Here is a 23411-nt window from a genome sequence, read left to right as displayed (position 1 = left end):
ACTCTCAACTCCGTGTTGAAGGTTCCACGGGAGCGCCGCGAGGCGCGGGGACGACGAAGGGCCGCCTCCGCGGACGGAGACGGCCCGGTGTCGAGCCGGACCGCTCAGGCGGCGCCGACGCGGTAGGTGAAGCCGCCGGCCGTGTCCGTGAAGGTCACGTCGACGCGCAGTGCGGTGCCGCTCGCGCCGGTCGCGGTGCAGACGGTCGTCGCACCGGCGCGGACGACGCCGGGCGCCGGGCAGTCGACGCCGGTCACGGCCGTGCCCTGCTGCGCGAGCCCGTTCGTGATGGAGGCCTCCATGCTGCGGACGACGGCGGCCTGCTGGACGCCGATGAGGACGGGGATCGCGATCGCGGCCTGGACGCCGAGGGCGACGACGCCGAGCGCTCCGAGCACGATGCCGACGATGGAGCGGGTCCGGCCGGCGGTGCCCTTGGCGAGCGCGACGGCGCCGAAGACCACCGCGAGGACCGTCGGGATCAGGAGGACGTTGAGGACCAGGGCCACGATGCCGAGCACCAGCGACGCGGTCGCCATGCCGGTCGGGCCCATCGCGGCCGGCCGGTCCGGCGTCCAGCCCGGAGGCGGGGGAGCGATGAGCAGCGGCGGGATCGGTTCGGGCACGGGCTTCCTGACCTGGATCGGGCGAGCGGGCAGCGCCGCGGACGGCGTCGGGACCACTCTGGCGATCCTCATAGGGCGCTCCCAGCCCCAGATCGGGTTCTCGTCAGACGGACGGCATCCAGGCGTCCGGCGGCTCGGACCGGCCGGTCTCCTCCAGCCACTGGTCGGCCTGCTGCTGCAAGGCGGCGATGATCTGGAACACCTGCTCCGCGGGGATGCGCACGCGCGCCGCGACCTTGGCCGGCATCGCGCCGATGACCTCCCCGTCGCCCGCGACCTGCTGCTGCGGAGCGGGAGAGGTGAGGGAGAGGAAGTCGAGCACGAACGTGTTGGGCGTGTGCCAGATCCCGGCGAAGTCGGCGAAGACGCCGACCTCCTGCTCGCTCGGGACGCTCACGGCGATGGCGGGGGAGCCGGCCTCATCGGTCATGCCTCCACGCTAGGCGCCCGCCCCGACCGCGGCCCCCTGACCGGGTGCAGGCCCGAGTGGCAGTTCCCATCGGGGCCTGCCATCGTTGAGTGGCCCCGCGTCGGGGACGTTCACCAGGAGGCGCAGCAGCATGCCCATCAACCAGATCAACCCCGGCACCGCGTTCCACCGGTCCCCGAACCGGATCATCGCGTTCCTGTTCGGCGGCGTCTACGTGCTCGTCGGGCTGCTCGGGTTCTTCTGGGTCAACGGCGTCCCGTTCGCCGGGCCCGGTGACGGCAGCAACGCGATCTTCGGCCTGTTCGAGGTGAACCCGCTGCACAACATCGCCCACCTGCTGATCGGAGCCGCGCTCCTCATCGCGGGGGCCGGCACCGCGGCGTCCGCCAGGGCCGCGAACGGCACGGTCGGCGCCCTCTACCTGCTGCTCGGCGTGGTCGGGTTCTTCCTCACCGCTCCCGACGGCGGGCGCTCGCCGATCAACTTCCTCTCGCTGAACGTGCCGGACCACATCCTGCACCTCGCCTCGGCGCTGCTGCTCCTCGCGACCGCGCTCGGCGCCGACCGCGGTGCGACGCGGGCCACCGAGCAGCCGGAGCCGCAGAGCACGCTGCACGCCTGACCCGGCGCGCATGCGAACCTGGCCCGGCCTCGCCGCGATCGGGGCCGGGCTGATCCATCTCGGCAGCGCGGCCGGGACGTCGCCCGCGGTCCTCGTCCCCCTCGCGCTGCTCGGCGCGCTCGAGCTGCTCTGGGGCGTCGCCGCGCTCGCGCGCACCCCGGTCCCGGCTCCGGTCCCCGCGGCGGTCGGCATCGGGCTCGCCCTGGTCGTCGGCGTCGTCGCCCTCCTGCTGCCGCCCTCCGCCGCGCGCCACGGCTCGATGGTCGACCTCGGTGTCCCGCCGTCGGCGTTCCTCGGTGCCGGCCTCCTCGACCTCGCGACCGGGATGCTCGTCGCCCTGCAGCTCCTCCGAGCCGGCCGGACGCCGGGGGAGTCCCGTCCGGTCCGGTTCCTGCTCGGGGCCGCGGCGGCTGCCGCCGTCGTCGCGGTCGTGACGACGCAGAGCCTCGCCGCGACCTCGGTCGGCGGCACCATGCAGATGCACTGATCGGATCCTGTCGCTCCTCGGCGGAGCGGCTCAATCGGCTGCGGCGGCCCGCCTGCGGTCCTCGACCCAGCGTCGGACGTCCGGGTCGACGATGACGTCGCCGGGGATCAGCGGCCGGGTCAGGTACAGCCCGGCAAGCGTCGTCAGCCGGCTCAGGGCGACGTAGGTCTGGCCGGGGGAGAAGGCCTTCCGTCCGAGGTCGATGCGCGCGGCCTCGAGCGTCGCGCCCTGCGCCTTGTGGATCGTGACCGCCCAGCCGAGCCGCACGGGCAGCTGCCGGAACTGCGCGACGACCTCCCGCTGCAGCTCCTTCGAGTCCGCGGACACGGTGTACCGGTGCCGCTCCCACACCACCGGCTCGACCTCGTGCCGCACGCCGTCGATCTCCACGGTCAGCACGCCGCGGTGCAGCTTCGCGACGGTGCCCATCGACCCGTTGACCCAGCGGCCCTCCGAGTCGTTCCGCAGCATCATCACGTGCGCGCCGACCTTGAGCCGGAGCTCCTCGTCGGCCGGGAACGTGCGGCCTCCGAAGTCGCCGTCGACCTCCGCGAGCGCCGTCGCCTCCTGACCCGGCAGGTCGGCGAGCGCGCGCCGGTTGAGGGTCGCGACGGCGGCGTTCGTGCTCGCCAGCGTGAGCGGGGGATCGGCGGGCAGCGGCCTGGCACCCACCTCGTTCAAGCGCTGCGCCATCTCGCGGGTCACGGCGCCGTGCCGCACGGCGGTGAGCAGGCGCCGGAACTCCTCGTCCTGCTGCCGGTGGATGAGGTCGAGGTGGAGGGTCCGGAGGCCGATGCGGTCCCAGACATGGGCGTCGAAGAACCACAGCGACCGGTACATCTCGGTGTACCAGGCACGCTCCTCCGCACCGCCCGGCACGGGCGAGAGCTGGAACGGGTCGCCGAACAGCACGAGCCGCACGCCGCCGAAGGGGTCCGGCCGGCCGCGCGCCTCGCGCAGCGCCCGGTCGATCCCGTCCATCAGGTCGGCGCTCACCATGGAGATCTCGTCGACGATCAGCACGTCGAGCGCCATCAGCAGCTTCCGCAGCTCGCGGTCCTGGTACAGGCGGGAGTTGCCGATCAGGCCGACCGGCAGCCGGAGGAACGAGTGGATCGTCTGGCCGCCGACGTTCAGCGCGGCGACCCCGGTCGGTGCGACGACGGCGACCTTGCGCTGCTCGACCGCGACGATGCGGTGCAGCACGGTGGACTTGCCCGTGCCCGCGCGCCCCGTGACGAGGAGCGGCGTGACGTCGTCACCGCCGACCGCGTCGAGCACCGCCTGCTGAGCGGGGGTGAGGGCGACCTCGAGCGCGGCGCTCATGCGGTCACCGCCTCGGCCGTCGCCGGCGCCGGGCCGACCGCAGGGGCGCGCAGCGCGCGCACGAGCAGGATGCCCGTCGGCACGAGCGCGACCGGCAGCGCCGCGAGCACGGAGGCCCGCTGCGCCGCCGCCGCGTCGACGCCCCAGCCCAGGGCGCCGTACCAGTCCGCGAGCACGAGGGAGGACCCGGTGCCGAGGAGCACCGCTCCGATCACCTCCGACACGAGGAGCGCGACCGCGGCGGCGACGGCCCGCGCACGACCGCCTGTCGAGATCGACCACACCAGCCAGGTCCCGGCGAGCAGCGCGGCCACGAGGGCCGACTCCGTGCCGACGGGATCGGTCAGCGACCACTGCAGCACCGGACCGGAGAGGAGGAAGAGCACGAGCGCGACGACGAGCGCCGCGGCGACCAGGGGTCGCCCGGTCGGGAGACGGCGGTGCGGAGCGAGGACGGTGAGCAGCCGCAGGGGAGCGCCGCCGGCGAGGAGCACTGGCACGACGAGCAGCACCGCGAGGAGCCGCGCGAGATGGACGCCGAACAGCACCTCCTCGTACACCGCCGGTCCCCCGCTGGTGAGCCACGCCAGCACCAGCACGCCGGCCGTCCACGACGCCGCCCGCCACCGCGACCAGGGACCGGCGGCGCGGTGGACCGCGACGGCGTACGCCGCGAGCAGGCCGACGCACACCACGAGCCACAGGGCGTCCGGCTGCCAGGCGGCGAGCAGCGCGGCGGGTGTCGCCGGCTGGGGCAGGGGAGCGCCGGTGAGGATCTCCGCGGGTGTCCTGCGCGTCGCGACCTCCGGCAGCGCGCGGGTCACGGCGGCGGTCGCCCCGAGGCCGACTGCCAGGGCGAGGAGGCCGAGCTGCACCGTCGGGAGGCCGCGGAGGGCCACGGCCCCCGCCACGAGCACGACGAGGAGCGCCGCCACCCCGACGGGCACGGCGACCCCGGTCGAGCGCAGGGCGGACCAGCCCGCCGCCGCGGCGACGCTCGCTGCGATGGCCGACGCGATCGCGATCCCGCGCGCCGGTGCGGCGACGCGCAGCGTGCGGAGCGCCGCCGTCCCGGCCCAGGTCGAGACGGCGAGGAGCAGCACGAGGAGCGCGGCCGCGGCCGACCGCGTCACCCCGATCGGGCCGCCGCCGATCGAGCCCTGCACGGCGACGGGGACGAGCGCGAGCGCGGAGGCGGGCCACAGCACCGCGACGCCGAGCCGCGAGCGCACCCCGACGAGCAGCGCCGTCAGCAGCGCCGCGAGACCGGCGGCGATCGCCCACGTGCGACCGATCGGGACGTCCTCGACGAACGCGACCAGACCGGGTCCGAAGGCGGGGTCGCCCGGTGCTGGCGACGTCCCGAGGTAGAGCAGGAACGCGGTCGTCGCCGCCAGGACGGTCTGCGCCGCCGCAGCGACCGCGGCCGCGTCGAGCAGCCGACCGCGCATCGGCTGGGCGAGGGGCAGGCGCGCGGCGGCGAGGACGGTGCCGAGCACCGCGGACGCGGCGGTCGTGAGGAGCGCGAGGACGACGGCTCGGAGGACGGGCAGCACACCACCGGTCAGCGCAGCGGTCGTGGCCGCCGCGACCACGATCGCCAGCAGGGCCGCCCCGACGACGACGGCCGGGGCCAGCATCGGCCGCGCGATCGCTGCGGCCGGCGCAGCGGTGGGGCCGGCGGAGGTCATCCCGTCCAGGGTAGGCGCGCGGACGGCGCGATCCGGACGGGAACGGGAACGGCGCCCGCCCTCCGTGATGGAGGAGCGGGCGCCGTTCCCGTGCTGGTCGTCGACTACTTGACGGCGGCCTTGAGCTTGCTGCCGGCGCTGATCTTCACCGACTTGCTCGCCGCGATCTCGATCGGCTCACCCGTCTGCGGGTTGCGGCCGGTGCGGGCGGCGCGAGAGGTCTGCTCGACGGCGAGCCAGCCCGGGATCGTCACCTTCGTGCCGTCGGCGACCGACTTCGCCAGCTGCGAGAACACCGCGTCCAGCACGCTGTTCACGGTCGCCTGCGACTGGTTCGTGTCGGCTGCAACTGCCTGCACGAGCTCGGTGCGGTTCAGGGTGTCTGCCATATCGGTCGTCCTCCTCGAGTCGGACGGTCATGCCGCGCTTCGGCGGCGGGTCGGCGGGGTCGGTTCGAGTCGAATCACGACCCGTGTCGCTCCGGCGTGTCGGCCGGAACCACGCGGAAACCTACCAGCTTGACTTCGTGATGCCCGGAAGTTCGCCCCGATGCGCCATCTCGCGGAAGCGGACGCGGGAGATGCCGAACTTCGAGAGGTTGCCGCGGGGGCGACCGTCGACGGCGTCGCGGTTGCGCAGCCGGACCGGCGACGCGTCGCGCGGCAGCTTCTGCAGGGCCTGGCGGGCCTCCTCGCGGGACTCGTCGGTCCCGTTCAGGTCCACGAGCTGCTTCTTCAGCTCGAGCCGCTTGGTGCGGTAGCGCTCGACGACGATCGCGCGCTGATCGTTCTTCGCGATCTTGCTCTTCTTGGCCATGGATTAACGCTCCTCGCGGAAGTCGACGTGCTTGCGGACCACCGGGTCGTACTTCTTCAGCACGATGCGGTCGGGGTTGTTGCGGCGGTTCTTGCGGGTCACGTAGGTGTACCCGGTGCCGGCGGTCGACTTGAGCTTGATGATCGGCCGGACGTCCTGCTGGCGGGCCATCAGATCTTCTCCCCGCGGGCCAGGATGCCCGCAACGACGCTCTCGATGCCGCGGACGTCGATGACCTTCATGCCCTTGGCCGAGACCGTGAGCGTGACGGTGCGCTTGAGCGACGGCACGTAGTACTTCTTCTTCTGGACGTTCACGTCGAACCGGCGACGGTTGCGCCGGTGCGAGTGCGAGATGGTGTTGCCGAAGCCGGGGCCGGCTCCGGTCACCTGGCACACTGCTGCCACGATTTCCTCCTGCTTACCGTGCACGCGCAGCAAGCGCGAGCACCCAAGATCACTTGTCTGCGAGCACCCCGGGTGCGGGGCGCCCACTGCCGCGACGCGGCCGGTCGGAGAGCCTAGCAGAGGCCCGGCGCGGAGCCGTTCGGAGCCGCTTCCCGCCCACGTGCAACGGACCCGGCCGTGAAACGCCGAGGTTCGAACACGTGATTGCGTTTCAGGGGATCCGGGCGTCCTGCCGAGCCGCGCAGGCGGCGCAAGTTCCGAACACATCGACGACGTGCTGCGGGTCGCGGAAGCCGTGCGCCGCGGCGGTCGATGCCGCCCAGGCCTCGATGTCGTCGGCCTCGATCTCGACCGTCCGACCGCACGAGCGGCAGATCAGGTGGTGGTGGTGGCCGGGGGAGGCGCACGCGCGGTAGAGGCTCTCCCCTTCCGCCTGCAACGAGTCGGCCTCGCCCTCCTCGGCGAGGTCCGCAAGCGCGCGGTAGACGGTCGCCAGGCCGATCGACGATCCGTCCGCCCGGAGCTGCGAATGCAGCGCCTGCGCGCTGACGAAGTCGTCCCGTCCGGTCAGGGCGTCCTGCACGGCGGCGCGCTGCCACGTCCGGCGCTTCATGCGGCCGAGCGTACGCGCGCGGACCGCCGCCCTCCGACGATCCGGCAGACGAGGTAGATGAGGAACGAGATCGTGGTGACGTACGGGCTGATCGGGATCGCCGCGCCGAGGGCGAGGAGGATCCCGCCCACCACGGACACGGTCGCGAACGCCATGCTGAGCAGCGCGACCGCGAGCGGTCCGGACGCCACCCGCAACGCGGCGGCCGCGGGCGTCACGAGGAGCGCGAGCACGAGGAGCGCGCCCACCGTCTGCACGGCGACCGACACCGTCAGCGCCAGCAGGACCATGAAGAGCATCGACAGCGCGCGCGTCGGCACGCCGCGGGCGATCGCCACGTCCTCGTCGACGCTCGCGAACAGCAGCGGCCGCCAGACGAGCAGCAGCGTGACGAGCACGACGAGCGAGACCCCGATCAGCACGAGCACCTGCGGCCCGTCGACGGACACCACCTGCCCGGTGAGCAGGCCGAACCGGTTCGCGGAGCGGCCCGGATAGATGGCGAGGAAGAGGATGCCCAGCCCCAGCCCGAACGGCATCAGCACGCCGATCACCGAGTTCCGCTCCCGGGCGCGCACGCCGAGCAGGCCGATGAGCAGCGCCGCGACGATCGAGCCGACCACGGAGCCGACGACCACGTCGGCGCCGACGAGCAGGGCGCCCGCCGCACCCGCGAAGGAGAGCTCGCTGATCCCGTGCACGGCGAAGGGGAGGTCCCGCGCCATGACGAAGAAGCCGATCAGACCGCCGACGATTCCGAGCAGTGCCCCGGCGATGAGCGAGTTCGTGACGAGGCCGAGCAGGGCGCCGTAGTCGCTGAAGTCGAAGAGGGTCACGACGCGTCCTCCGCGTGCTCGTGCGGGTCGTGGCCGGCTCCGACGACGACGACGCGATCGTGGACGCGGACCACGTCGACATGGGTGCGGTAGAGCTCGCTCAGCACCGGCGACGTGAGCACCTCGTCGGGCGGACCGATCCGCACCCGCCCGTCGACGAGGTAGACGACCCGGTCGACGTACTCGAGGACGGGGTTCACGTCGTGCGTCACGAACAGCACGGCGGCCCCGTGCTCGCGGCGCTGCCGGTCGATCAACCCGCTCACCGCCGCCTGGTTCGCGAGGTCGAGGGAGATCAACGGCTCGTCGCAGAGCAGCAGCGCGGGGTCGTCGGCGATCGCCTGCCCGACGCGGAGGCGCTGCTGCTCGCCGCCGGAGAGCCGCCACGCGGCCCGGTCGGCGAACGCGTCCGCCCCGACGTCGTGGATCAGGCGCGCCACCCGCTCGCGGTCGGCCCGGCGACGGACGGGGAGGCCGAAGCGAGCGCCGTCGACGCCGAAGCCGAGGAGGTCGGCACCGCGCACCGGGGTCGACGCGTCGAGCAGCCGCTGCTGCGGGATGTATCCGATCCGGCGGTCGCCGCGGGCGGGCGGTCTCCCGAGCACGCGGAGCGTGCCGCCCGACAGGGGCTGCGTGCCGAGCACGGCCTTCAGCAACGTCGTCTTGCCGGAACCGTTGGGGCCGAGGACGGCGACGAACTCGCCGGCCGCGACGGCGAGGTCCAGGTCGCGCCACAGCGTGCGGTCGCCGAAGGCGAGCCGCGCGCCGGAGAGCTCGATCGCGGGCGTCACCGTTCGAGCGCCGTTCGCAGCGCCGCGAGGTCGTGCTGCATCCACTGGAGGTAATCCTGCCCGTCGGGCAGCGTCTCCCGCACGCCGACGACCGGGACGTCCGCCTCCTTCGCCGCGGCGAGGACCTGCTGCGTCGTCGCGCCGGTCGTCTGCTCGTTGTACGCGAGGACCTGCACGCGGTGCTCGCGGAGGAGCGCGAGCTGCTCCCGGAGGACGGCGGGCGCGACGTCGTCGCCCTCCTCGATCGCCTCGCTGAACGCGGGCGGCGTGCGGTTCACGAGTCCGAGCGCCGCGGTCATGTACAGCGGGACCGGTTCGGTGATGGCGACGCCCTCGCCGGCGGCCGTGGTCCGGATCGACGCCTCGGTCGCCTCCAGTGCCGCGAGCGAGTCGCGGAACGTCCGCAGGCGTGCGGCGAAGTCCGCCTTCTTCGACGGGTCCACCTTCGTCAGCTCGTCGGCGATCACGCCCGCGACCCTGCTGACGACGGGGAGGTCGTACCAGAGGTGCTCGTTGAACTGCCCCGTCGACGGCTTCAGGTCGAGCCCGGACGACTCCGCGGCGTTCACCGTCTCCGTGGACGCCGGCGCGTTCTTCAGCAGCTGCTCGAGGAAGTCGTCGTAGCCGCCGCCGTTCACGACGACGAGCTTCGCCCGCGACACCGCGAGCTGGTCGCGCGGGTCGGCCTGGTACTCGTGCGGGTCGCGGTCCGGGTCGCTGATGATCGAGTCCACCTGCACCGCCGAGCCGCCGACCTGCTCCACGACGTCGCCCCACACGTCGGTCGAGGCGACGACGCGGATCCGACCGTCCGCCGTGGATCCCCCGCCGGCCGCCGAGCATCCCGCGAGCGCCAGCACCGGGACGAGGACGAGGGGGAGCAGCCGCTTCATGTCACGGACGCTACTCGCTAGTGGGAATCATTCTCAACTCGGAGGAGTGGTGGAGCGCGCCTCCGCCTCCGGTGGGGCGCCGAGGTCACCCCTCAGTCCAGCAACAGGGCCGGCTCCTCGAGGATCGCCGCGACATCGGCCGTGAAGCGGCTCGCGACGTCGCCGTCGACGACGCGGTGGTCGAAGCTCGCGCCGATCGTCGTGACGTAGCGGGGCACGACCTCGCCGTCGACGACCCACGGCTTCTGCTTGATGGTGCCGAGGGCGACGATCGCCACCTCCCCCGGGTTGAGGATCGGCGTCCCGGTGTCCATCCCGAAGCTGCCGAGGTTCGTGATCGTGATGGTCCCCTGCGCCATCTCCGCGGGCTGCGTCTTGCCGTCGCGGGCGGTGATGACGAGCTGCTCGAGGGACGACGCGAGGTTCCGCATCGACAGCGACTGCGCGTCCTTGACGTTCGGGACGATGAGCCCGCGCGGCGTCGCGGCCGCGATGCCGAGGTTCACGTAGTGGTGGACCACGATCTCGCTGTCGGTCCAGCTCGAGTTCACGGTCGGGTTGCGGCGCACCGCCCAGATGACCGCGCGAGCCATGACGAGCAGCGGCGAGATGCGCACGTTCGCGAAGTCCGGGGAGGCCTTCAGCCGCTTGATGTACTCCATCGTGCGGGTGGCGTCCACGTCGACGAAGACGCTCACGTGCGGCGCGGTGAAAGCACTGGAGACCATCGCGTTCGCGATCGCCTTGCGCATGCCCTTGACGGGGACGCGCTCCTCGCGGCTGTCGGGCCACGCCGGCGTCTCGACGTTGCGGAAGACGCTCTCCTGCTGCTTCGCGCGCAGCACGTCGTCCCGCGTCACCTCGCCCGACGTCCCGCTCGGGGCGACCCGGCCGAGGTCGACGCCGAGGTCCTTCGCGAGCTTCCGGATCGGCGGCTTCACGGGAGCGGCGACCGGCGTGCGGACCGGCACCGGACTCGCGACGGGGCCGCGGCGCTGCCCGCGACGGCTCTTGGCGTGCGTGTCGGTGCCGTACCCGACGAGCACCGAGCCCGAGCCCTCGTCGACCTGCTCCGCGGGCTCCCGGACCTGCACCTCGACCGGCGAGGCGGCCTGCGCGGGCGTGCGCAGCGGCGCGGCCAGCTGCTCGGCCGTGCCGGACGCGACCGCGACGATCGGCGTGCCGACCGCGACGGTGTCCCCCTCCGCGACGAGGAGCTCGGCCACCGTGCCGGCGTACGGCGAGGGCAGCTCGACGAGCGACTTCGCCGTCTCGATCTCGACGATCACCTGGTTCACGGTGACCTCGTCGCCGGGCGCCACCTTCCAGGAGACGATCTCGGCCTCCGTGAGCCCCTCGCCGACGTCGGGCAGGGCGAAGTGGGACGTGGTCACATCTCTCCTAGTACGCGGCTCGGCTAGTACGAGAACGTGCGGTCGACGGCTTCGAGCACGCGGTCCGCGTCGGGCAGGTGGAGCTTCTCGAGTCTCGCAGGCGGGAACGGGATGTCGAAGCCCGTCACCCGCAGCACCGGCGCCTCCAGGGAGTAGAACGCGCGCTCGGTGACCTGCGCCGCGATCTCGGACCCGAGGCCGAGGAACCCGGACGCCTCGTGCGCCACGACCGCGCGCCCCGTCTTCTCGACCGACGCGACGATCGGCTCCCAGTCGACGGGGGAGAGGGAGCGCACGTCCACGACCTCGAGGCTGCGCCCCTCCTCGGCCGCGATCTCCGCGGCGGTGAGCAGCACGCTCACCATCGGGCCGTAGCCGATCAGCGTCGCGTCGGTGCCCGTGCGCACGACGCGGGAGGCGTGCAGGTCGACGGCGGGACGGTCGAGGTCGACCTCCCCCTTCGGCCAGTAGCGCCCCTTCGGCTCGAAGAACATGACGGGATCGTTCGAGGCGATCGCCTGCTGGATCATCCAGTACGCGTCGTTCGGCGTCGACGGGCTCACGACGCGGAGGCCGGCGGTGTGCGCGAACAGCGCCTCGGGGCTCTCCTGGTGGTGCTCGACCGCGCCGATGTGGCCGCCGTACGGCACCCGGATCACGACCGGCAGCTGCAGCGCGCCCCCGTAGCGGTTCGTGAGCTTCGCGAGCTGCGAGGTGATCTGGTCGAAGCCGGGGTAGATGAAGCCGTCGAACTGGATCTCGCACACGGGCCGGTAGCCGCGCATCGCGAGTCCGATCGCAGTCCCGACGATGCCCGACTCGGCGAGCGGGGTGTCGAACACCCGCTTCTCGCCGAACTCGGCCTGCAGCCCCTCGGTGACCCGGAAGACGCCGCCGAGCGTGCCGATGTCCTCCCCCATGAGGAGGACCTTGTCGTCGTCGGCGAGCGCCTTGCGCAACCCGGCGTTCAGCGCCTTCACCATCGGCATCGCGGTCACGAGGCGCCTCCGAACGACGCCTCGTACTGGGCGAGCCACTCCTGCTGCGAGGTCGTGAGCGGGTGCGGCTCGCTGTAGACGTGCTCGAACATGAGGGAGGCCGGCGGCTCCTCGAGTTCGACCGTCCGCTGTCGCACGTCCGCCGCGAGCTCGGCGGCCTCCGCGTCGATCCCCTCGAAGACGTCGGCGCCCACGCCCTCGGACTCGAGGTGGCGGCGGAGCCGGAGGATCGGGTCGCGCTCGGTCCACCGCGCGAGCTCGTCCTCCGAGCGGTACTTCGTCGGGTCGTCGGACGACGTGTGTGCGCCGATCCGGTAGGTGAGCGCCTCGATGAGCGCGGGGCCCTCGCCGGCGCGCGCCGCGTCGAGGTGACGGCGCGTCACGGCGTAGGAGGCGAGGACGTCGTTGCCGTCGACGCGGACGCCGGGCAGGCCGAAGCCGGCGGCGCGCTGCGCGAGGGGGACCTTCGACTGCCGCTCGACGGGCACGGAGATCGCCCAGTGGTTGTTCTGGATGAAGAAGACCTGCGGCGTGTCGTAGCTCGCCGCGAAGACGAGCGCCTCGTTCGTGTCGCCCTGCGCGGTCGCGCCGTCGCCGAAGTAGACGACGACGGCCTCGTCCCGCTCAGGGTCCCCCGTACCGGAGGCGCCGTCGAGCCGGATCCCCATCGCGTACCCGGTCGCGTGCAGCGTCTGCGAGCCGATCACGAGCGTGTAGAGCCGGAAGCCGCCGTTCTCCGCCGGGTCCCATCCGCCGTGGGTCATGCCCCGGTAGAAGCGGATGATCGCCATCGGGTCGAGCCCGCGGATCATCGCGACGGCGTGCTCGCGGTAGGCGGGGAAGATCGCGTCCTGCGTGCGCGCAGCCCGGGCGGACCCGACCTGCGCGGCCTCCTGGCCGTAGCTCGGCACCCAGAGCGCGAGATGCCCCTGCCGCTGCAGGTTCGCCGCCGCGACGTCGAAGGCCCGCGTCCGCACCATGTCGCGGAGGAACGCGACCCGGTCCTCGAGCGGGACGGCGAGCGCCAGGTCCGCGTACGGCTCCGCCGCCGCGGTCGGTCGGATCGAGCCGTGCTCGTCGAGCACGCTCACGGTCTCCGAGCCTGAGGCCACCGGCGCTCCTCACGTCGTCGGCGCGGGTCCCCCCGGGAGCCCGCGCACCGGGCCCTGCGGCCCGGCGATCACTGTATCCGTGGACAGTATCGAGCGGACGCGGACCCACGGGTGGAGCACATCCACAAAGCCGAGGCCGAATCCGTGCACGACGGCCACAGTGACCGCTCGGAGCCTCGGTCGAGCCTCCCGGCGCGCACGGGGGCCGTCCTGCCATAGTGGTCGGATGCGCAGGTTCGTCGTGCGGGCGGTCGTCAACGCGATCGCGCTCTGGCTCGCGACACTGCTGTTCGCGGCCCTCGGGCAGGGCGGCGTCCGGGTGATCCCGTACCGCGCCGACGACCCCGTGGCCGCCGTGCTCACCTACCTGCTGCTCGGGCTCATCTTCGGCGTCGTCAACGGCGTGCTCGGCACCGCGATCCGCATCGTCGCGTTCCCCCTCTACCTCCTGACGCTCGGGCTCATCTCCCTCGTGGTCAACGGCCTCCTGTTCCTGCTCGTCGGCTGGATCAGCAGCGTGATCGGGTTCGGGCTCACCGTCGACGGCTTCTGGTGGGGTGTGCTCGGCGCGCTCGTGACCGGTGTCATCGGGTGGATCGTGGCGCTGCTCCTGCGTCCCCTGGCCGGGCGGGACCCGAGCTGACCCGTCGCGCGCGCCACCGCGTCGCGGTGCCCTGCTCGCCGTCGAGGAACGCGCCGATGCGCTCGGAGAAGGCGGCGACCCGCGCGTCCCCGGACGCCTCCGCGCCCGCGAGCGTCCGCCGGTAGGCGCCGAGGTCGTGCGCGGGGAAGGCGGCCGTCGCGGCCGACGTCCTGACCCCGAACCCGCCGTCCGGCAGCGACCGCTGGACGACGAGGCGGCGCAGCCCCGCCGATCCGGTCGCCGCCGTGCCGCCGAGGACGGGCACGAGGTCCTCGTCGTGCTCGACAGCCAGCACCGGCACGGCCTCGGGGAGGACGATCTGTCCGGTCGGACCCCCGACCTGCACGACGCCGCCGACCGCGTACCCGCCGTCCTCCGCGACGCGGACGGCGTCGAGCGCGCCCTGCGAGTGCCCGACGAGGAGCACCGGCTCGTCCCGCCCGACGCCCGCCTCCTGCATCGCGGTCAGGACCGCCCGCTCCGAGTCGCTCGGCCGGTGCGCGACGCCGAGCACGTCGGACGCGAGGTCGAACGGCTCGTCGCCGCTGTCCCGGGCGAAGGTGACCGTGCCGGCGATGTAGACGATCCAGCGCGCGTCCGACCCGGACCCGTAGCGCTCGATCCGGATCTGGCCGCCCGGGTCGTGCCCGTCCGGGAGCCGGTCGAGCAGGTCGACGAGACGACGCGGCGTGCGCGTGCTCCGCTCCTCCGTCCTCGTCACGGTCAGCGGGGCGCCCGCCGGGTGGAGGAGGAGGGCGGCGAGGAGGGCGGCCGTGTCCTCCCGCCCGAAGCGGCCGGCCGGGTCGTCGCGGACGAGATCGGTGGGGGTCTCGGCGAGGAGCGCGCCGCGGACGCCGTCGTCGAGCGAGGAGAGCACGAGCGCCAGACCGCGCAGCAGCACCGGGTCGGCCTGCGGCGCGATCCGCCCGGTCTCCATCCAGCGCTGCGCGGTGCGGAGCAGCACGAGCGCGCCGGCGACCTCGACGACGCCACCGGCCACGAGCAGCGCCCCGAGCGGACCGAACACCACCGAGAGCGCCCGCATCGACCCGCCCGTCCCGGCGGCGAGCCCCGCCGCGAGCCCCTGCTGCAGGTCCAGCACGGCGTGCTCCACGGCGCCGTAGCGCCTCGTGGCGATCACGAGCGCGCTCGCGACCCCCACAGCGCGCTCACGGGCGCGGAGGAGCAGGGTCAGCGCCTCCTCGGCGCGCATCCGCCGCGTCGCGCCTGTGAGCATCGGGACGCACGCACCCGTCCGCGCGGCGAGCTCGCCGAGGCGCTGCTCGGTCCAGGACAGAGCCTGCGCTGCCTCGACCATCGCCGCGGTCTCGACGGCGATCGTCCCGCCGCCCCGGACCGACGACCCGCCCGATCCGTCCCCGCTCATCCGGCGGACCTGGCCGCGGCGAGCGCCGTCGCCACGGTCCCGAGCAGGGCGGTCAGCTCGCGGACCGCCGCGGCGTACTCGCCCGCGGTGAGCGACTGCCAGCCCGGCAGGTCCGGGGAGGGAAGCGGCACCTCCCGGACGAGCTGCTCGAGGCGGGCGAGCTCGAGGGCCTGGTCGTCGCCGGGGACCGCTTCGGAGGGGAGCACACCGGGATCCTGCTGCGGGAGGACGGTCCTCCCGCAGCCCGGCGGCGGGCGAGCGGGCCGGATCGACCTGGGGAGGGACCGTCGCTGGACCGTGGTCCGGGGACCGGGAGCCCCCGGGGACAATGGAGGCATCGAAGGAGGCCCGATGACCGACCTGGCCGACCAGCCGCTCTCCCCGCTCGACGGGCGCTACCGCGCCGCGACCGCGCCGCTCGCCGCCCACCTCTCCGAGGCGGGCCTGAACCGCGCGCGGGTGCACGTCGAGGTCGAGTGGCTGATCGCGCTGACCGACGCGGGCGTCGCCGGCACGGCCCCGCTCCCGACGGCGCAGCGGACGGCCCTGCGGACGATCGTGACCGGCTTCGGCGCCGACGACGTCGCGGAGCTGGCCGCGCACGAGGCGGTCACGCGCCACGACGTCAAGGCCGTCGAGTACTTCCTCCGGGACCGGCTGGAGGCCCTCGGGCTGAGCGACCTCGCCGAGCTCGTGCACTTCGCCTGCACCAGTGAGGACATCAACAACCTCGCGGTCGCCCTCACCGTGCAGGCCGCGGTCCGGGACGTGTGGGTGCCGGCGCTGGACGCCGTGATCGACCGTCTCCGCGACCTCGCCGTGCGGTGGGCGGACGCGCCGATGCTCGCCCGCACCCACGGGCAGCCCGCGACCCCGACGACGATGGGCAAGGAGCTGGCGGTGTTCGTGCACCGGCTCGTGCGGCTGCGCGACCGCGTCCTCGCCGTCGAGATCACCGGCAAGGCGAACGGCGCGAGCGGCGACTTCGCCGCTCACGTCGTGGCCGCCCCCGAGGTCGACTGGCAGGCGCTCACGCGCGGGTTCGTCGAGGGCCTCGGGCTCGTCTGGAACCCGCTGACCACGCAGATCGAGTCGCACGACTGGCAGGTCGAGCTCTACGGCCGCGTCGAGCACGCGGGCGGCGTCCTCCACAACCTCTGCACCGACGTCTGGATGTACATCGCGGAGGGCTACCTGATCCAGGTGCCGCAGGCGGGCGCGACCGGCAGCTCCACGATGCCGCACAAGGTGAACCCGATCCGCTTCGAGAACGCGGAGGCGAACCTCGAGCTCGCGGAGGGCGTGCTCGGCACGCTCCGCCGGACCCTCGTCACCTCCCGGTGGCAGCGCGACCTGACCGACTCCACGACGCAGCGCAACATCGGCGTGGGGCTCGGGCACGGGCTCGTCGCGCTCGACAACCTCCGCCGCGGGCTCGGTGAGATCGACCTCGACCGCGAGCGCCTGCTCGCGGACCTCGACGCCAACCAGGAGGTGCTCGGCGAGGCGATCCAGACGGTGGTCCGCGCGGAGATCGTCGCCGGCCGGAGCGCGGCGGCGAACCCCTACGAGCTCGTGAAGGCGCTGACGCGCGGACGGCGGGTCACCGCGGACGGGATGCGCGAGTTCGTCGCCGGGCTCGGCCTCGCGGAGGACGCCGCGGCACGGCTCGGCGCCCTGACGCCGGCCGGCTACACCGGGCTCGCGGAGGCGCTCGTCGACCACGTGCGCTGACCCGGAGCGCGGCCGGCCCGCGCACCGATGCACGCATCGTCGACGTCTACCTGCATTCCTCGTCCCCCGACATGTGGGGGACGCGTGTTCGGATCGGTTCAGTCACACTTCTCGACGTGATCGATCAGCGCGGGCCGAGAGCCCTCATCCGCCGCCCGGCGGAGCTGCTGTACGCGGCCATGCACAACCGGCGCCGGACCCTCGCGCGCCCCGTCGACCTGCCCTGGGTGCGCACCGGCAACGGCGACGCGCTCCGCTTCCTCTTCATCGGGAGCGGGCTGGCGCACGGGTGGGGCGTCTCGAGCCACCGCTCCGCCCCGACGGGCGAGCTCGCTCGGGCGATCCGGGCCATCAGCGGGACCGCGTGCGAGGTGGAGCTCGTCGGCGACGAGGCCATGAGCGCCGCGACGGCCCTCGACTGGCTCGCCGGCCGCGCGGACACCACGTTCCACGGCGCGGTCGTCTCCATCGGCGCGAACGACGCCATGCGGCTCACACCCGTCGCCGACTGGGGCGCACGGCTCGTCAACCTGCTGAACGCGGTCCAGACCGGGCTGCCGAAGGGCGCACCCGTCATCCTCGTCGGCATCCCCGACGTGCACGTCCCGAACCGGGTCCGGTCCATGAACCCGCTCGCGCTGCGGCACGCCCGCCGGCTGGACAAGGTCGCGCACCGCCTCGCCTCCGTCCGCGCCGACGTCACCTTCCTGCCGGCCCCGCGCCTCGGCCGGTACGCGGGCCTCCGCCCGAACAGCGACCTGTACGCGGCGTTCACCCTGCCGATCGCCGCCGCCGTCGCGTCCGCGATCCGGGAGAGCCGCATCGCGCCGAGCCCGTTCGTCCGCGCCGAGCGCTTCGACCGGCCCGAGGTGCGGGCGATCGTCGAGTCGCCGCGCGCCGAGGACGTCGGCGAGCTGCACGACCTCGTGGTCCGTGCCGCAGCGGAGTTCCACGTCTCAGAGGCCATGGTGTCCCTGCTGGACGGCGACCGCGCCTGGCACGTCGCGACCACGGGCGCCGCGCCGGTCGCCATGCCGCGGGCGCTCAGCTACTGCGAGACGGTCGTCGCCACCGGCGAGGAGCTGGTGGTGGAGGACGCGAAGCGCGACGCGCGGTTCGCGGAGAACGCCTTCCTCGACCTCGTGCACGCCCCGTTCTACGCGGGGGTGCCGATCCACGCCGAGGACGGCACCGTGATCGGCTCGATGTGCCTGAACAACGGCTTCCCCCGCGCGGCGGAGTCGGTCGACCTCGAGCGCCTCCGCGAGTACGCGGTGCGAGCGGAGGCCGTCATCCGGCGCGCGACGTCCGCCGCCGGCTGGCTGGACGCCGCCCTCGTCGGCTGAGCCTGTCGGCTCAGTCGCCCGAGCCGACGTCCTTCCCGGGCCGCCTGGACCGCTTCGGGGGCCTCTCACGGTCCAGCACCGGCACGTCCGGGTCCTGCTCCGGCTGATCCCCGGCCGCCAGCGCGAGCATGGCGAGGACGAGCAGCGCCACGATGAAGGCGATCCCGGCGAGGATCAGCGCACCGTCGATCGACCGGCTGCCGACCAGGGTGACGACGCCCGCGAAGACGCCGAGCACCGCGGCGAAGCCGACGAGCTCGAGGGGCTTGAGCCGCTGCCGCAGCGGCGGGCAGCTCACGCCCGACCCTTCCGGCGGCGGAGGTTCGCGGCGGAGATGCCGAGGTACACGGCGACGATCGCTCCCCACGCGCCGAGGACGCCGGTCGCGAGCAGCGCGTCCTCGTTCAGCACGATGAGTAGTACGCCGACGAGCGCCTGCAGGCCGCCGACGACGACCGCGTCGCCGCTCAGTTCCGCGCGCTCGGAGCGGCGGAGGCCGCCGACGATCTCGAGCACGCCGACCGCGAGGAAGACGAGGGCCTCGAGCGGGCGGAGCAGGCCGATCCCGGAGCCGAGACCGGCGAGCGCGATCACGCCGCCGACGAGCGACACCGCGGCCCGGACGAGCACCAGGATCCGGCCGGCACGCGTCCATGCGAGGCCGGTCGTGCAGACGGCCAGCACCACCGCCTGCAGCAGCAGGTAGCCGCCCAGGGCGGCGAGGCCGAACCCGGCGGGGTCGCCGTGGTCCAGGGCGAAGGTCACCACCAGGGCGAGCACGGCGGCTGCGGCGGCGCGCGCGGCCACCGCGACCGGCGTCGCGACGGCGGGGCGGCCCGGTCTGGTCGTGGTCACGTGGTTCCTCCCGGCCCGCGAGCAGCGCAGCCGAGGATCAAGGGTACGGCCCGCGGCCGGGGTGCTCTACCGGTTGTAGAACGCGGGCTGTCGTGCTCGCGGTCCTGTCTCCCTTCCCCGGCCCGGTGGTCGAGGTACGAGCGAAGCGAGCCTCGAGACGCCCGGTCCCCGCCACGTCCCGTCCCGCTGGCGCTCCTTCCCCCGTTGGTCGAGGTTCGAGCGAAGCGAGCCTCGAGACCACGCCCAAAAGACGTCATGCCGCGACCGGCGGTATCCGTCCGCCGGGCCGTCTGCGCCCGGTCGGGTCAATCCACGGCGGTGGTGTCCACCACCACCTGCCGTCGTCGTCCCGGTCGATCTGCCACCCCTGTTCGTCGTGCAGGAGATGGCACCGCCAACAGAGCAGGACCCCGTTGTCGATGCTCGTGGGGCCGCGACCGGCGGGTCGGATGTGCGCCCCGTCGCACCAGGACGGTGGTGCGTCGCAGCCCGGACCCGCGCACCCGCCGTCGCGGACGGCCATGGCCCGTCGTTGGGCTTCGGTGAAGAACCTGCGCCCGGTGCCGAGGTCCAGCGGCTGGGACTTCCCGCCGAGCACGACCGGGATGATCTCGGCATCCGCGGCGAGCATCCGGGCGACGGAGGCGCTGATCTGGGTGCCGCAGTCCGGCAGCTCGGCGGTGCCGAGCCCGGTGCGGAGGGCTTCTTCGGTCATGGTGACGAGGAGGGTGACGGCGGTGCCGGCGATCTGGCCGTCGTCGACCTGGATCGCTTTCTTCGCGATCAGGCGGATGCCGTCGACCCACTGCTGCTCTACCGGCCGCCGGTCGGTTGTGGCCAGATCGGCCCCGTCCTGGTCCGGGGTGACGAGGATCGGGCGCCGGGTGGGGCTGTTGGCCTCGACCGCGGTCTTGAGGAACCCGTCGGTGAGGGTGTCGAGGTCGAGCGTCCACCGGACCAGCCCGTTGCGGAGGTGCCGCCGCTTGACCGTCGGGATCGGGGTCGGTTCGCCCCGGTCGGGGCGTCCGCCGTCGGGGTTGGCGTGCTCCGGGACGCGCTTGAGCCAGCGGAGCAGGTCGTTCGGTGCCCAGCCTTCGGCTGCGGTGTCGAGGAGGCTCCGCTCGAGGTCGTCGAGCTCCCACGGCGCCAGCCCGGGCGCGCAGTCGGCCAGGGTGCGCCGCATCGCCGCCGCGATCTCCGGGTCCAGCAGCCCCGCCGCGAACGCTTCGGCGATCTGCGGACAGGTCGCCGGGAGTACCTCGCCGCTCATCGCTTCCCGCGGCCGAAGCGCTTCCCCGGAGGCGACCACACACGCGGCGGTCGACCGCGGCATCCCCGTGACCTGCGAGACCAAGTTCGCCGCGTTCGAGGCACCCTGCTTGCGGGCGAGGGAATCGTCACGATTCTCGGACCGGCGGGCGACCTCCCCGGCCACGGCCGTCTCCTCTGCTTGCGCGAGGCGACGCAGTCTCGCGACCGCGGACAGCCGCTCCAGCAGCGCCTGATCTGAGACGAACCGGAGGGCATCATCGGCGAGACGGACGTAGGCGTCCGCCTGCTCGAGGAGCGCCTCCGCCGTCCGGGTCATAACCGTATTCGAGCACGGGGCACCGACATTCGAACCCGATCTGGGTCAGGTGTTTTCCGTCCTCCGGAAGGCGCGGCGGGCCAGGTCGGTACCGCGGGTCCGGGGTGGTTTCGAGGCTCGCTTCGCTCGCACCTCAACCACCAGGAGAAGGGGCGAGCGCGGAGGCCTCGGTGGTTGAGCCGGGCGCTCCGCGCCCGTGTCGAAACCACTGCGCGCGGGGTCTCGGGGTGGGACGCCGCTCAGACGGCTGCGATGTCCGCGAATCGGGAGTAGCGGCCGTGGAACGCCACCGTGATCGTGTCCGTGGGGCCGGCGCGGTGCTTGGCGACGATCAGGTCGGCGTCCGGGTTCGGCTGGTCGCGGTCGTACGCGCTCTCGCGGTGCAGCAGGATCACGATGTCCGCGTCCTGCTCGATCGAGCCGGACTCGCGGAGGTCGGAGATGGCCGGGCGCTTGTCCGCACGCTGCTCCGAACCGCGGTTCAACTGCGAGAGCGCGATGACCGGGACACCGAGCTCCTTCGCGAGCAGCTTCAGCGCGCGGGAGAACTCGCTGATCTCCTGCTGGCGGCTCTCCACGCGCTTGCCGCTCGACATCAGCTGCAGGTAGTCGATGACGATGAGCTTCAGGCCCACCTTCTGCTTCAGCCGGCGGCACTTCGCCCGGATCTCGACGAGCGTCATGTTCGGGCTGTCGTCGATGTACAGGGGCGCGTCGTTGATCCGCCCGCGGGTCGCGGCGATCTTCGTCCAGTCGTCGGAGCTGAGCCGGCCCTTGCGCATGTCCTGCATCGAGATCGTGGCCTCGGCGGCCATGAGGCGCATCGCGATCTCGCTGCGCCCCATCTCCAGGGAGAAGAAGATCGTGGGCATGTTCGCCTTCACGCTCGCGTGCCGGGCGAAGTCGAGCGCGAGCGTCGACTTCCCCATCGCGGGCCGCGCGCCGATGATGATCATCTGGCCCGGGTGCAGGCCGTTCGTCAGCTCGTCGAGGCCGCGGAACCCGGTCGGGACTCCGGTGAGCTCGCCGTCGCGGCCGCTGGCGGCCTCCATCTCGTCGATGGCGATCGTCACGGCCTCGGACAGGGGCGCGTAGTCCTCCGTCGCCGACTCGCGGGCGATCGCGAAGACCTCCGCCTGCGCCTGGTTCAGCAGGTCCATCGCGTCGCCCTCGGCCTGGTAGCCGAGCTGCGCGATGTGCGTGCCGGCCTCCGTCAGCCGGCGCAGGACCGCCTGCTCCGCGACGATCTGGGCGTAGTAGCCCGCGTTCGCCGCGGTCGGGACGATGTTCGTCAGCGTGTGGAGGTAGGCCTCGCCGCCGGCCCGCTGCACGTCGCCCGTGCGCCCCAGCTCGTCACCGACGGTGATCGCGTCGGTGGGCTCGCCGCGGGAGTAGAGGCTCAGGATCGCCTGGAAGATGACCTCGTGCTTCGGCACGTAGAAGTCGGCCCCCACGACGACCTCGAGCACGTCGGCGACCGCGTCGGTGGAGAGCAGCATGCCGCCGATGGCGCTCTGCTCCGCCAGGAGGTTGTGCGGAGGCGTCCGCTCCTTCCTCCTGCCGTCCTGGTCGTCCCACGGCCCGCTCTCGGGCGCAGCGGTGTCCCACTCCGTCATCGACATGCCGGTCCGTCTCCCCCTTCACTCCGGTCGCCGCGTCGGCCGCTCCGCCGCCCGCCCGCCTCCGTGGTCTAGCACCGGGCCCGGACATCCCGAGAGCGGCGTGCCGGATCCGGGAGAAGGTACGCGAGGCCCTGTGCACGGCCTTGTGGACGACGCGCGCGGGAACCGGTTGTACCCATGTGGAAGCCCTGTGGAGAAGTCGGGCTGAAGAACCCTGGAAGCCAGCCTGAAACCGCCCCTGATCAGGGACGGAGAACTGCACAGGAAGTCCTGGGGATAACTCGTGCGGAGTTTTCCGCACACAACGCGGACGGCGTGTCGGGGTCCGGTGCCGAGCGCACGGATGAACGCGTGTCGACGAATCGGGAACGGCTCGCGCGGCCGTGGAGGCCCCGGGAGACGACGAACGGCGCCGCCCCTGACCGGGTCGGCGCCGTTCGTGCGGAGAGCGGGTCAGCGCTTGCCGACGACCTCCAGCGTGAGGGACGCGGTGACGTCCTCACGGAGGCGGACGGTGGCCTCGTGCGTGCCCGTGGAGCGCACCGGTGCGGCGAACTCGACCGTGCGGCGGTCGATGCTGCCGAGGCCCGCGGCCGACACCGCGTCGGCGACGTCGGCCGTGGAGACCGAGCCGAAGAGCCGGCCGGCCTGGCCCGTGCGGACCTGGATGCGGACGGGCTGCGCCTCGAGGCGAGCCTTCGTGGCCTGCGCCTCCTCGAGCGACGCCGCGGCGCGCGCCTTGCGGGCCTTGGCGATCTGGTCGACCTGCTTCTGGCCGCCGCGGGTCCACGGGGTCGCGAAGCCCTGCGGGACGAGGTAGTTGCGGGCGTAGCCGCCCTTCACCTCGACGACGTCGCCGGCGCTGCCGAGGCCGGAGACCTCGTGCGTCAGGATCAGCTTGGTGGTTGCCATGAGATCAGCCCCCGATCAGCGGCCGGAGCCGGAGTAGGGGAGCAGCGCCATCTCGCGCGCGTTCTTGACCGCGCGGGCGATGAGCCGCTGCTCCTGCACCGAGACGCCGGTGATGCGGCGGGCGCGGATCTTGCCGCGCTCCGAGATGAACTTGCGCAGGGTGGCGACGTCCTTGTAGTCGATCACCCCGACCTTGATGCGCTTCGCCGGAGCGACGGGCTTGCCGCCCTTGGTCCGGGGCTTGCGGCTGTCGCCGCGCGACTTGCCAGCCATGTTCGTTTC

At 73.2% G+C, this 23411-nt stretch carries 28 protein-coding genes; 5 read left to right on the top strand and 23 right to left on the bottom strand.

All coding sequences use genetic code 11. The features are described from left to right. Positions 1 to 104: 104 nt before the first annotated feature. Positions 105 to 698 carry a DUF4333 domain-containing protein gene (locus tag CLV52_RS02095; RefSeq protein ID WP_133764398.1) on the bottom strand — a complete coding sequence of 198 codons (594 nt, stop codon included), beginning with the start codon at positions 696 to 698 and terminating at the stop codon, positions 105 to 107. Between the two features lie 31 nt (positions 699 to 729). Continuing rightward, positions 730 to 1056, bottom strand: coding sequence for a DUF3467 domain-containing protein (locus tag CLV52_RS02090; protein ID WP_133764396.1), 327 nt, complete (start codon positions 1054 to 1056; stop codon positions 730 to 732). 130 nt (positions 1057 to 1186) lie between these two features. Here CLV52_RS02090 and CLV52_RS02085 point away from each other — a divergent pair, with 130 nt between their 5' ends. Both CLV52_RS02085 and CLV52_RS02080 read left to right on the top strand, forming a co-directional pair. Beyond that, a complete protein-coding gene (locus CLV52_RS02085; protein WP_133764394.1) occupies positions 1187 to 1678 on the top strand; it encodes a DUF4383 domain-containing protein in 492 nt (163 codons plus the stop codon). 10 nt (positions 1679 to 1688) lie between these two features. Continuing rightward, positions 1689 to 2165, top strand: coding sequence for a hypothetical protein (locus CLV52_RS02080; protein ID WP_133764392.1), 477 nt, complete (start codon positions 1689 to 1691; stop codon positions 2163 to 2165). Between the two features lie 30 nt (positions 2166 to 2195). Here the strand turns inward: CLV52_RS02080 and CLV52_RS19010 are convergent, their stop codons facing one another. From CLV52_RS19010 to CLV52_RS02015, 13 genes are all read right to left on the bottom strand, one after another. Further along, a complete protein-coding gene (locus CLV52_RS19010; RefSeq protein ID WP_133764390.1) occupies positions 2196 to 3491 on the bottom strand; it encodes an ATP-dependent DNA helicase in 1296 nt (431 codons plus the stop codon). Then, a complete protein-coding gene (locus CLV52_RS02070; RefSeq protein WP_133764388.1) occupies positions 3488 to 5182 on the bottom strand; it encodes a cytochrome c oxidase assembly protein in 1695 nt (564 codons plus the stop codon). The genes CLV52_RS19010 and CLV52_RS02070 overlap by 4 nt, the downstream gene beginning before the upstream one ends. 104 nt (positions 5183 to 5286) lie before the next feature. Beyond that, the gene (locus tag CLV52_RS02065; RefSeq protein ID WP_133764385.1) at positions 5287 to 5571 is read right to left on the bottom strand and encodes an HU family DNA-binding protein; all 285 of its coding nucleotides are present in this window, start codon (positions 5569 to 5571) and stop codon (positions 5287 to 5289) included. Positions 5572 to 5692: 121 nt separating this feature from the next. Next, the gene (gene rpsN, locus CLV52_RS02060; protein WP_133764383.1) at positions 5693 to 5998 is read right to left on the bottom strand and encodes a 30S ribosomal protein S14; all 306 of its coding nucleotides are present in this window, start codon (positions 5996 to 5998) and stop codon (positions 5693 to 5695) included. Positions 5999 to 6001: 3 nt separating this feature from the next. Continuing rightward, on the bottom strand, positions 6002 to 6169 hold the full coding sequence (gene rpmG, locus CLV52_RS02055; protein ID WP_119480475.1) for a 50S ribosomal protein L33: 168 nt from the start codon (positions 6167 to 6169) through the stop codon (positions 6002 to 6004). Continuing rightward, positions 6169 to 6405: a 50S ribosomal protein L28 gene (rpmB, locus tag CLV52_RS02050; protein ID WP_133764381.1), complete on the bottom strand. Its 237-nt coding sequence runs from the start codon at positions 6403 to 6405 to the stop codon at positions 6169 to 6171. The genes rpmG and rpmB overlap by 1 nt, the downstream gene beginning before the upstream one ends. Before the next feature lie 211 nt (positions 6406 to 6616). After that, the gene (locus tag CLV52_RS02045; RefSeq protein ID WP_133764379.1) at positions 6617 to 7018 is read right to left on the bottom strand and encodes a Fur family transcriptional regulator; all 402 of its coding nucleotides are present in this window, start codon (positions 7016 to 7018) and stop codon (positions 6617 to 6619) included. Continuing rightward, the gene (locus tag CLV52_RS02040; protein ID WP_133764377.1) at positions 7015 to 7854 is read right to left on the bottom strand and encodes a metal ABC transporter permease; all 840 of its coding nucleotides are present in this window, start codon (positions 7852 to 7854) and stop codon (positions 7015 to 7017) included. The genes CLV52_RS02045 and CLV52_RS02040 overlap by 4 nt, the downstream gene beginning before the upstream one ends. Then, the gene (locus CLV52_RS18780) at positions 7851 to 8645 is read right to left on the bottom strand and encodes a metal ABC transporter ATP-binding protein (protein ID WP_133764375.1); all 795 of its coding nucleotides are present in this window, start codon (positions 8643 to 8645) and stop codon (positions 7851 to 7853) included. The genes CLV52_RS02040 and CLV52_RS18780 overlap by 4 nt, the downstream gene beginning before the upstream one ends. Continuing rightward, the gene (locus CLV52_RS18775) at positions 8642 to 9538 is read right to left on the bottom strand and encodes a metal ABC transporter solute-binding protein, Zn/Mn family (RefSeq protein WP_133764373.1); all 897 of its coding nucleotides are present in this window, start codon (positions 9536 to 9538) and stop codon (positions 8642 to 8644) included. Before CLV52_RS18775 ends, CLV52_RS18780 begins: the two co-directional genes overlap by 4 nt. A 92-nt stretch (positions 9539 to 9630) precedes the next feature. Beyond that, a complete protein-coding gene (locus tag CLV52_RS02025) occupies positions 9631 to 10932 on the bottom strand; it encodes a dihydrolipoamide acetyltransferase family protein (RefSeq protein WP_133764371.1) in 1302 nt (433 codons plus the stop codon). Positions 10933 to 10955: 23 nt separating this feature from the next. Continuing rightward, positions 10956 to 11921 carry an alpha-ketoacid dehydrogenase subunit beta gene (locus CLV52_RS02020; RefSeq protein ID WP_133765792.1) on the bottom strand — a complete coding sequence of 322 codons (966 nt, stop codon included), beginning with the start codon at positions 11919 to 11921 and terminating at the stop codon, positions 10956 to 10958. 5 nt (positions 11922 to 11926) lie between these two features. Then, positions 11927 to 13042 carry a thiamine pyrophosphate-dependent enzyme gene (locus CLV52_RS02015; RefSeq protein ID WP_246017901.1) on the bottom strand — a complete coding sequence of 372 codons (1116 nt, stop codon included), beginning with the start codon at positions 13040 to 13042 and terminating at the stop codon, positions 11927 to 11929. 226 nt (positions 13043 to 13268) lie between these two features. On the opposite strand from CLV52_RS02015, the gene CLV52_RS02010 reads away from it, so the two are divergent. Beyond that, positions 13269 to 13685 carry a phage holin family protein gene (locus CLV52_RS02010; RefSeq protein ID WP_133764369.1) on the top strand — a complete coding sequence of 139 codons (417 nt, stop codon included), beginning with the start codon at positions 13269 to 13271 and terminating at the stop codon, positions 13683 to 13685. On the opposite strand, the gene CLV52_RS18250 is transcribed toward CLV52_RS02010, so the two are convergent. Together CLV52_RS18250 and CLV52_RS02000 are read right to left on the bottom strand one after the other, a co-directional pair. Then, the gene (locus tag CLV52_RS18250) at positions 13627 to 15072 is read right to left on the bottom strand and encodes a hypothetical protein (protein WP_162850678.1); all 1446 of its coding nucleotides are present in this window, start codon (positions 15070 to 15072) and stop codon (positions 13627 to 13629) included. The genes CLV52_RS02010 and CLV52_RS18250 overlap by 59 nt on opposite strands. Continuing rightward, positions 15069 to 15278, bottom strand: coding sequence for a hypothetical protein (locus CLV52_RS02000; protein WP_133764367.1), 210 nt, complete (start codon positions 15276 to 15278; stop codon positions 15069 to 15071). Before CLV52_RS02000 ends, CLV52_RS18250 begins: the two co-directional genes overlap by 4 nt. Before the next feature lie 145 nt (positions 15279 to 15423). Between CLV52_RS02000 and purB the strand changes: the two genes are divergently transcribed. Together purB and CLV52_RS01990 are read left to right on the top strand one after the other, a co-directional pair. Beyond that, a complete protein-coding gene (purB, locus tag CLV52_RS01995; RefSeq protein ID WP_133764365.1) occupies positions 15424 to 16806 on the top strand; it encodes an adenylosuccinate lyase in 1383 nt (460 codons plus the stop codon). Between the two features lie 116 nt (positions 16807 to 16922). Continuing rightward, positions 16923 to 18152 (top strand): GAF domain-containing protein, encoded by a 1230-nt coding sequence (locus tag CLV52_RS01990; protein WP_162850677.1) that lies wholly within the window; start codon positions 16923 to 16925, stop codon positions 18150 to 18152. A gap of 10 nt (positions 18153 to 18162) precedes the next feature. On the opposite strand, the gene CLV52_RS01985 is transcribed toward CLV52_RS01990, so the two are convergent. The 6 genes from CLV52_RS01985 to rpsR all read right to left on the bottom strand — a co-directional run bounded on the left by CLV52_RS01985 (position 18163) and on the right by rpsR (position 23402). Further along, the gene (locus tag CLV52_RS01985; protein ID WP_211342585.1) at positions 18163 to 18450 is read right to left on the bottom strand and encodes a hypothetical protein; all 288 of its coding nucleotides are present in this window, start codon (positions 18448 to 18450) and stop codon (positions 18163 to 18165) included. Continuing rightward, a complete protein-coding gene (locus CLV52_RS01980) occupies positions 18447 to 19007 on the bottom strand; it encodes a hypothetical protein (RefSeq protein WP_133764361.1) in 561 nt (186 codons plus the stop codon). The genes CLV52_RS01985 and CLV52_RS01980 overlap by 4 nt, the downstream gene beginning before the upstream one ends. 253 nt (positions 19008 to 19260) lie before the next feature. Then, positions 19261 to 20595: an HNH endonuclease signature motif containing protein gene (locus CLV52_RS01975; protein WP_133764359.1), complete on the bottom strand. Its 1335-nt coding sequence runs from the start codon at positions 20593 to 20595 to the stop codon at positions 19261 to 19263. A gap of 239 nt (positions 20596 to 20834) precedes the next feature. Continuing rightward, positions 20835 to 22211, bottom strand: coding sequence for a replicative DNA helicase (gene dnaB / locus CLV52_RS01970; RefSeq protein WP_133765791.1), 1377 nt, complete (start codon positions 22209 to 22211; stop codon positions 20835 to 20837). Positions 22212 to 22670: 459 nt separating this feature from the next. Then, entirely contained in the window at positions 22671 to 23129 is a 459-nt protein-coding gene (gene rplI, locus CLV52_RS01965) for a 50S ribosomal protein L9 (RefSeq protein WP_133764357.1), read from the bottom strand. 15 nt (positions 23130 to 23144) lie between these two features. Further along, positions 23145 to 23402, bottom strand: a complete 258-nt coding sequence (gene rpsR, locus CLV52_RS01960; protein WP_119480461.1) for a 30S ribosomal protein S18 — start codon at positions 23400 to 23402, stop codon at positions 23145 to 23147. Between the last annotated feature and the right edge of the window lie 9 nt (positions 23403 to 23411).

Origin of the sequence: Amnibacterium kyonggiense (assembly GCF_004364555.1) — a bacterium.
In the GTDB taxonomy this organism is placed as follows: Bacteria; Actinomycetota; Actinomycetes; order Actinomycetales; family Microbacteriaceae; genus Amnibacterium; species Amnibacterium kyonggiense.
This window is presented reverse-complemented; position numbering and strand designations above follow the sequence as displayed.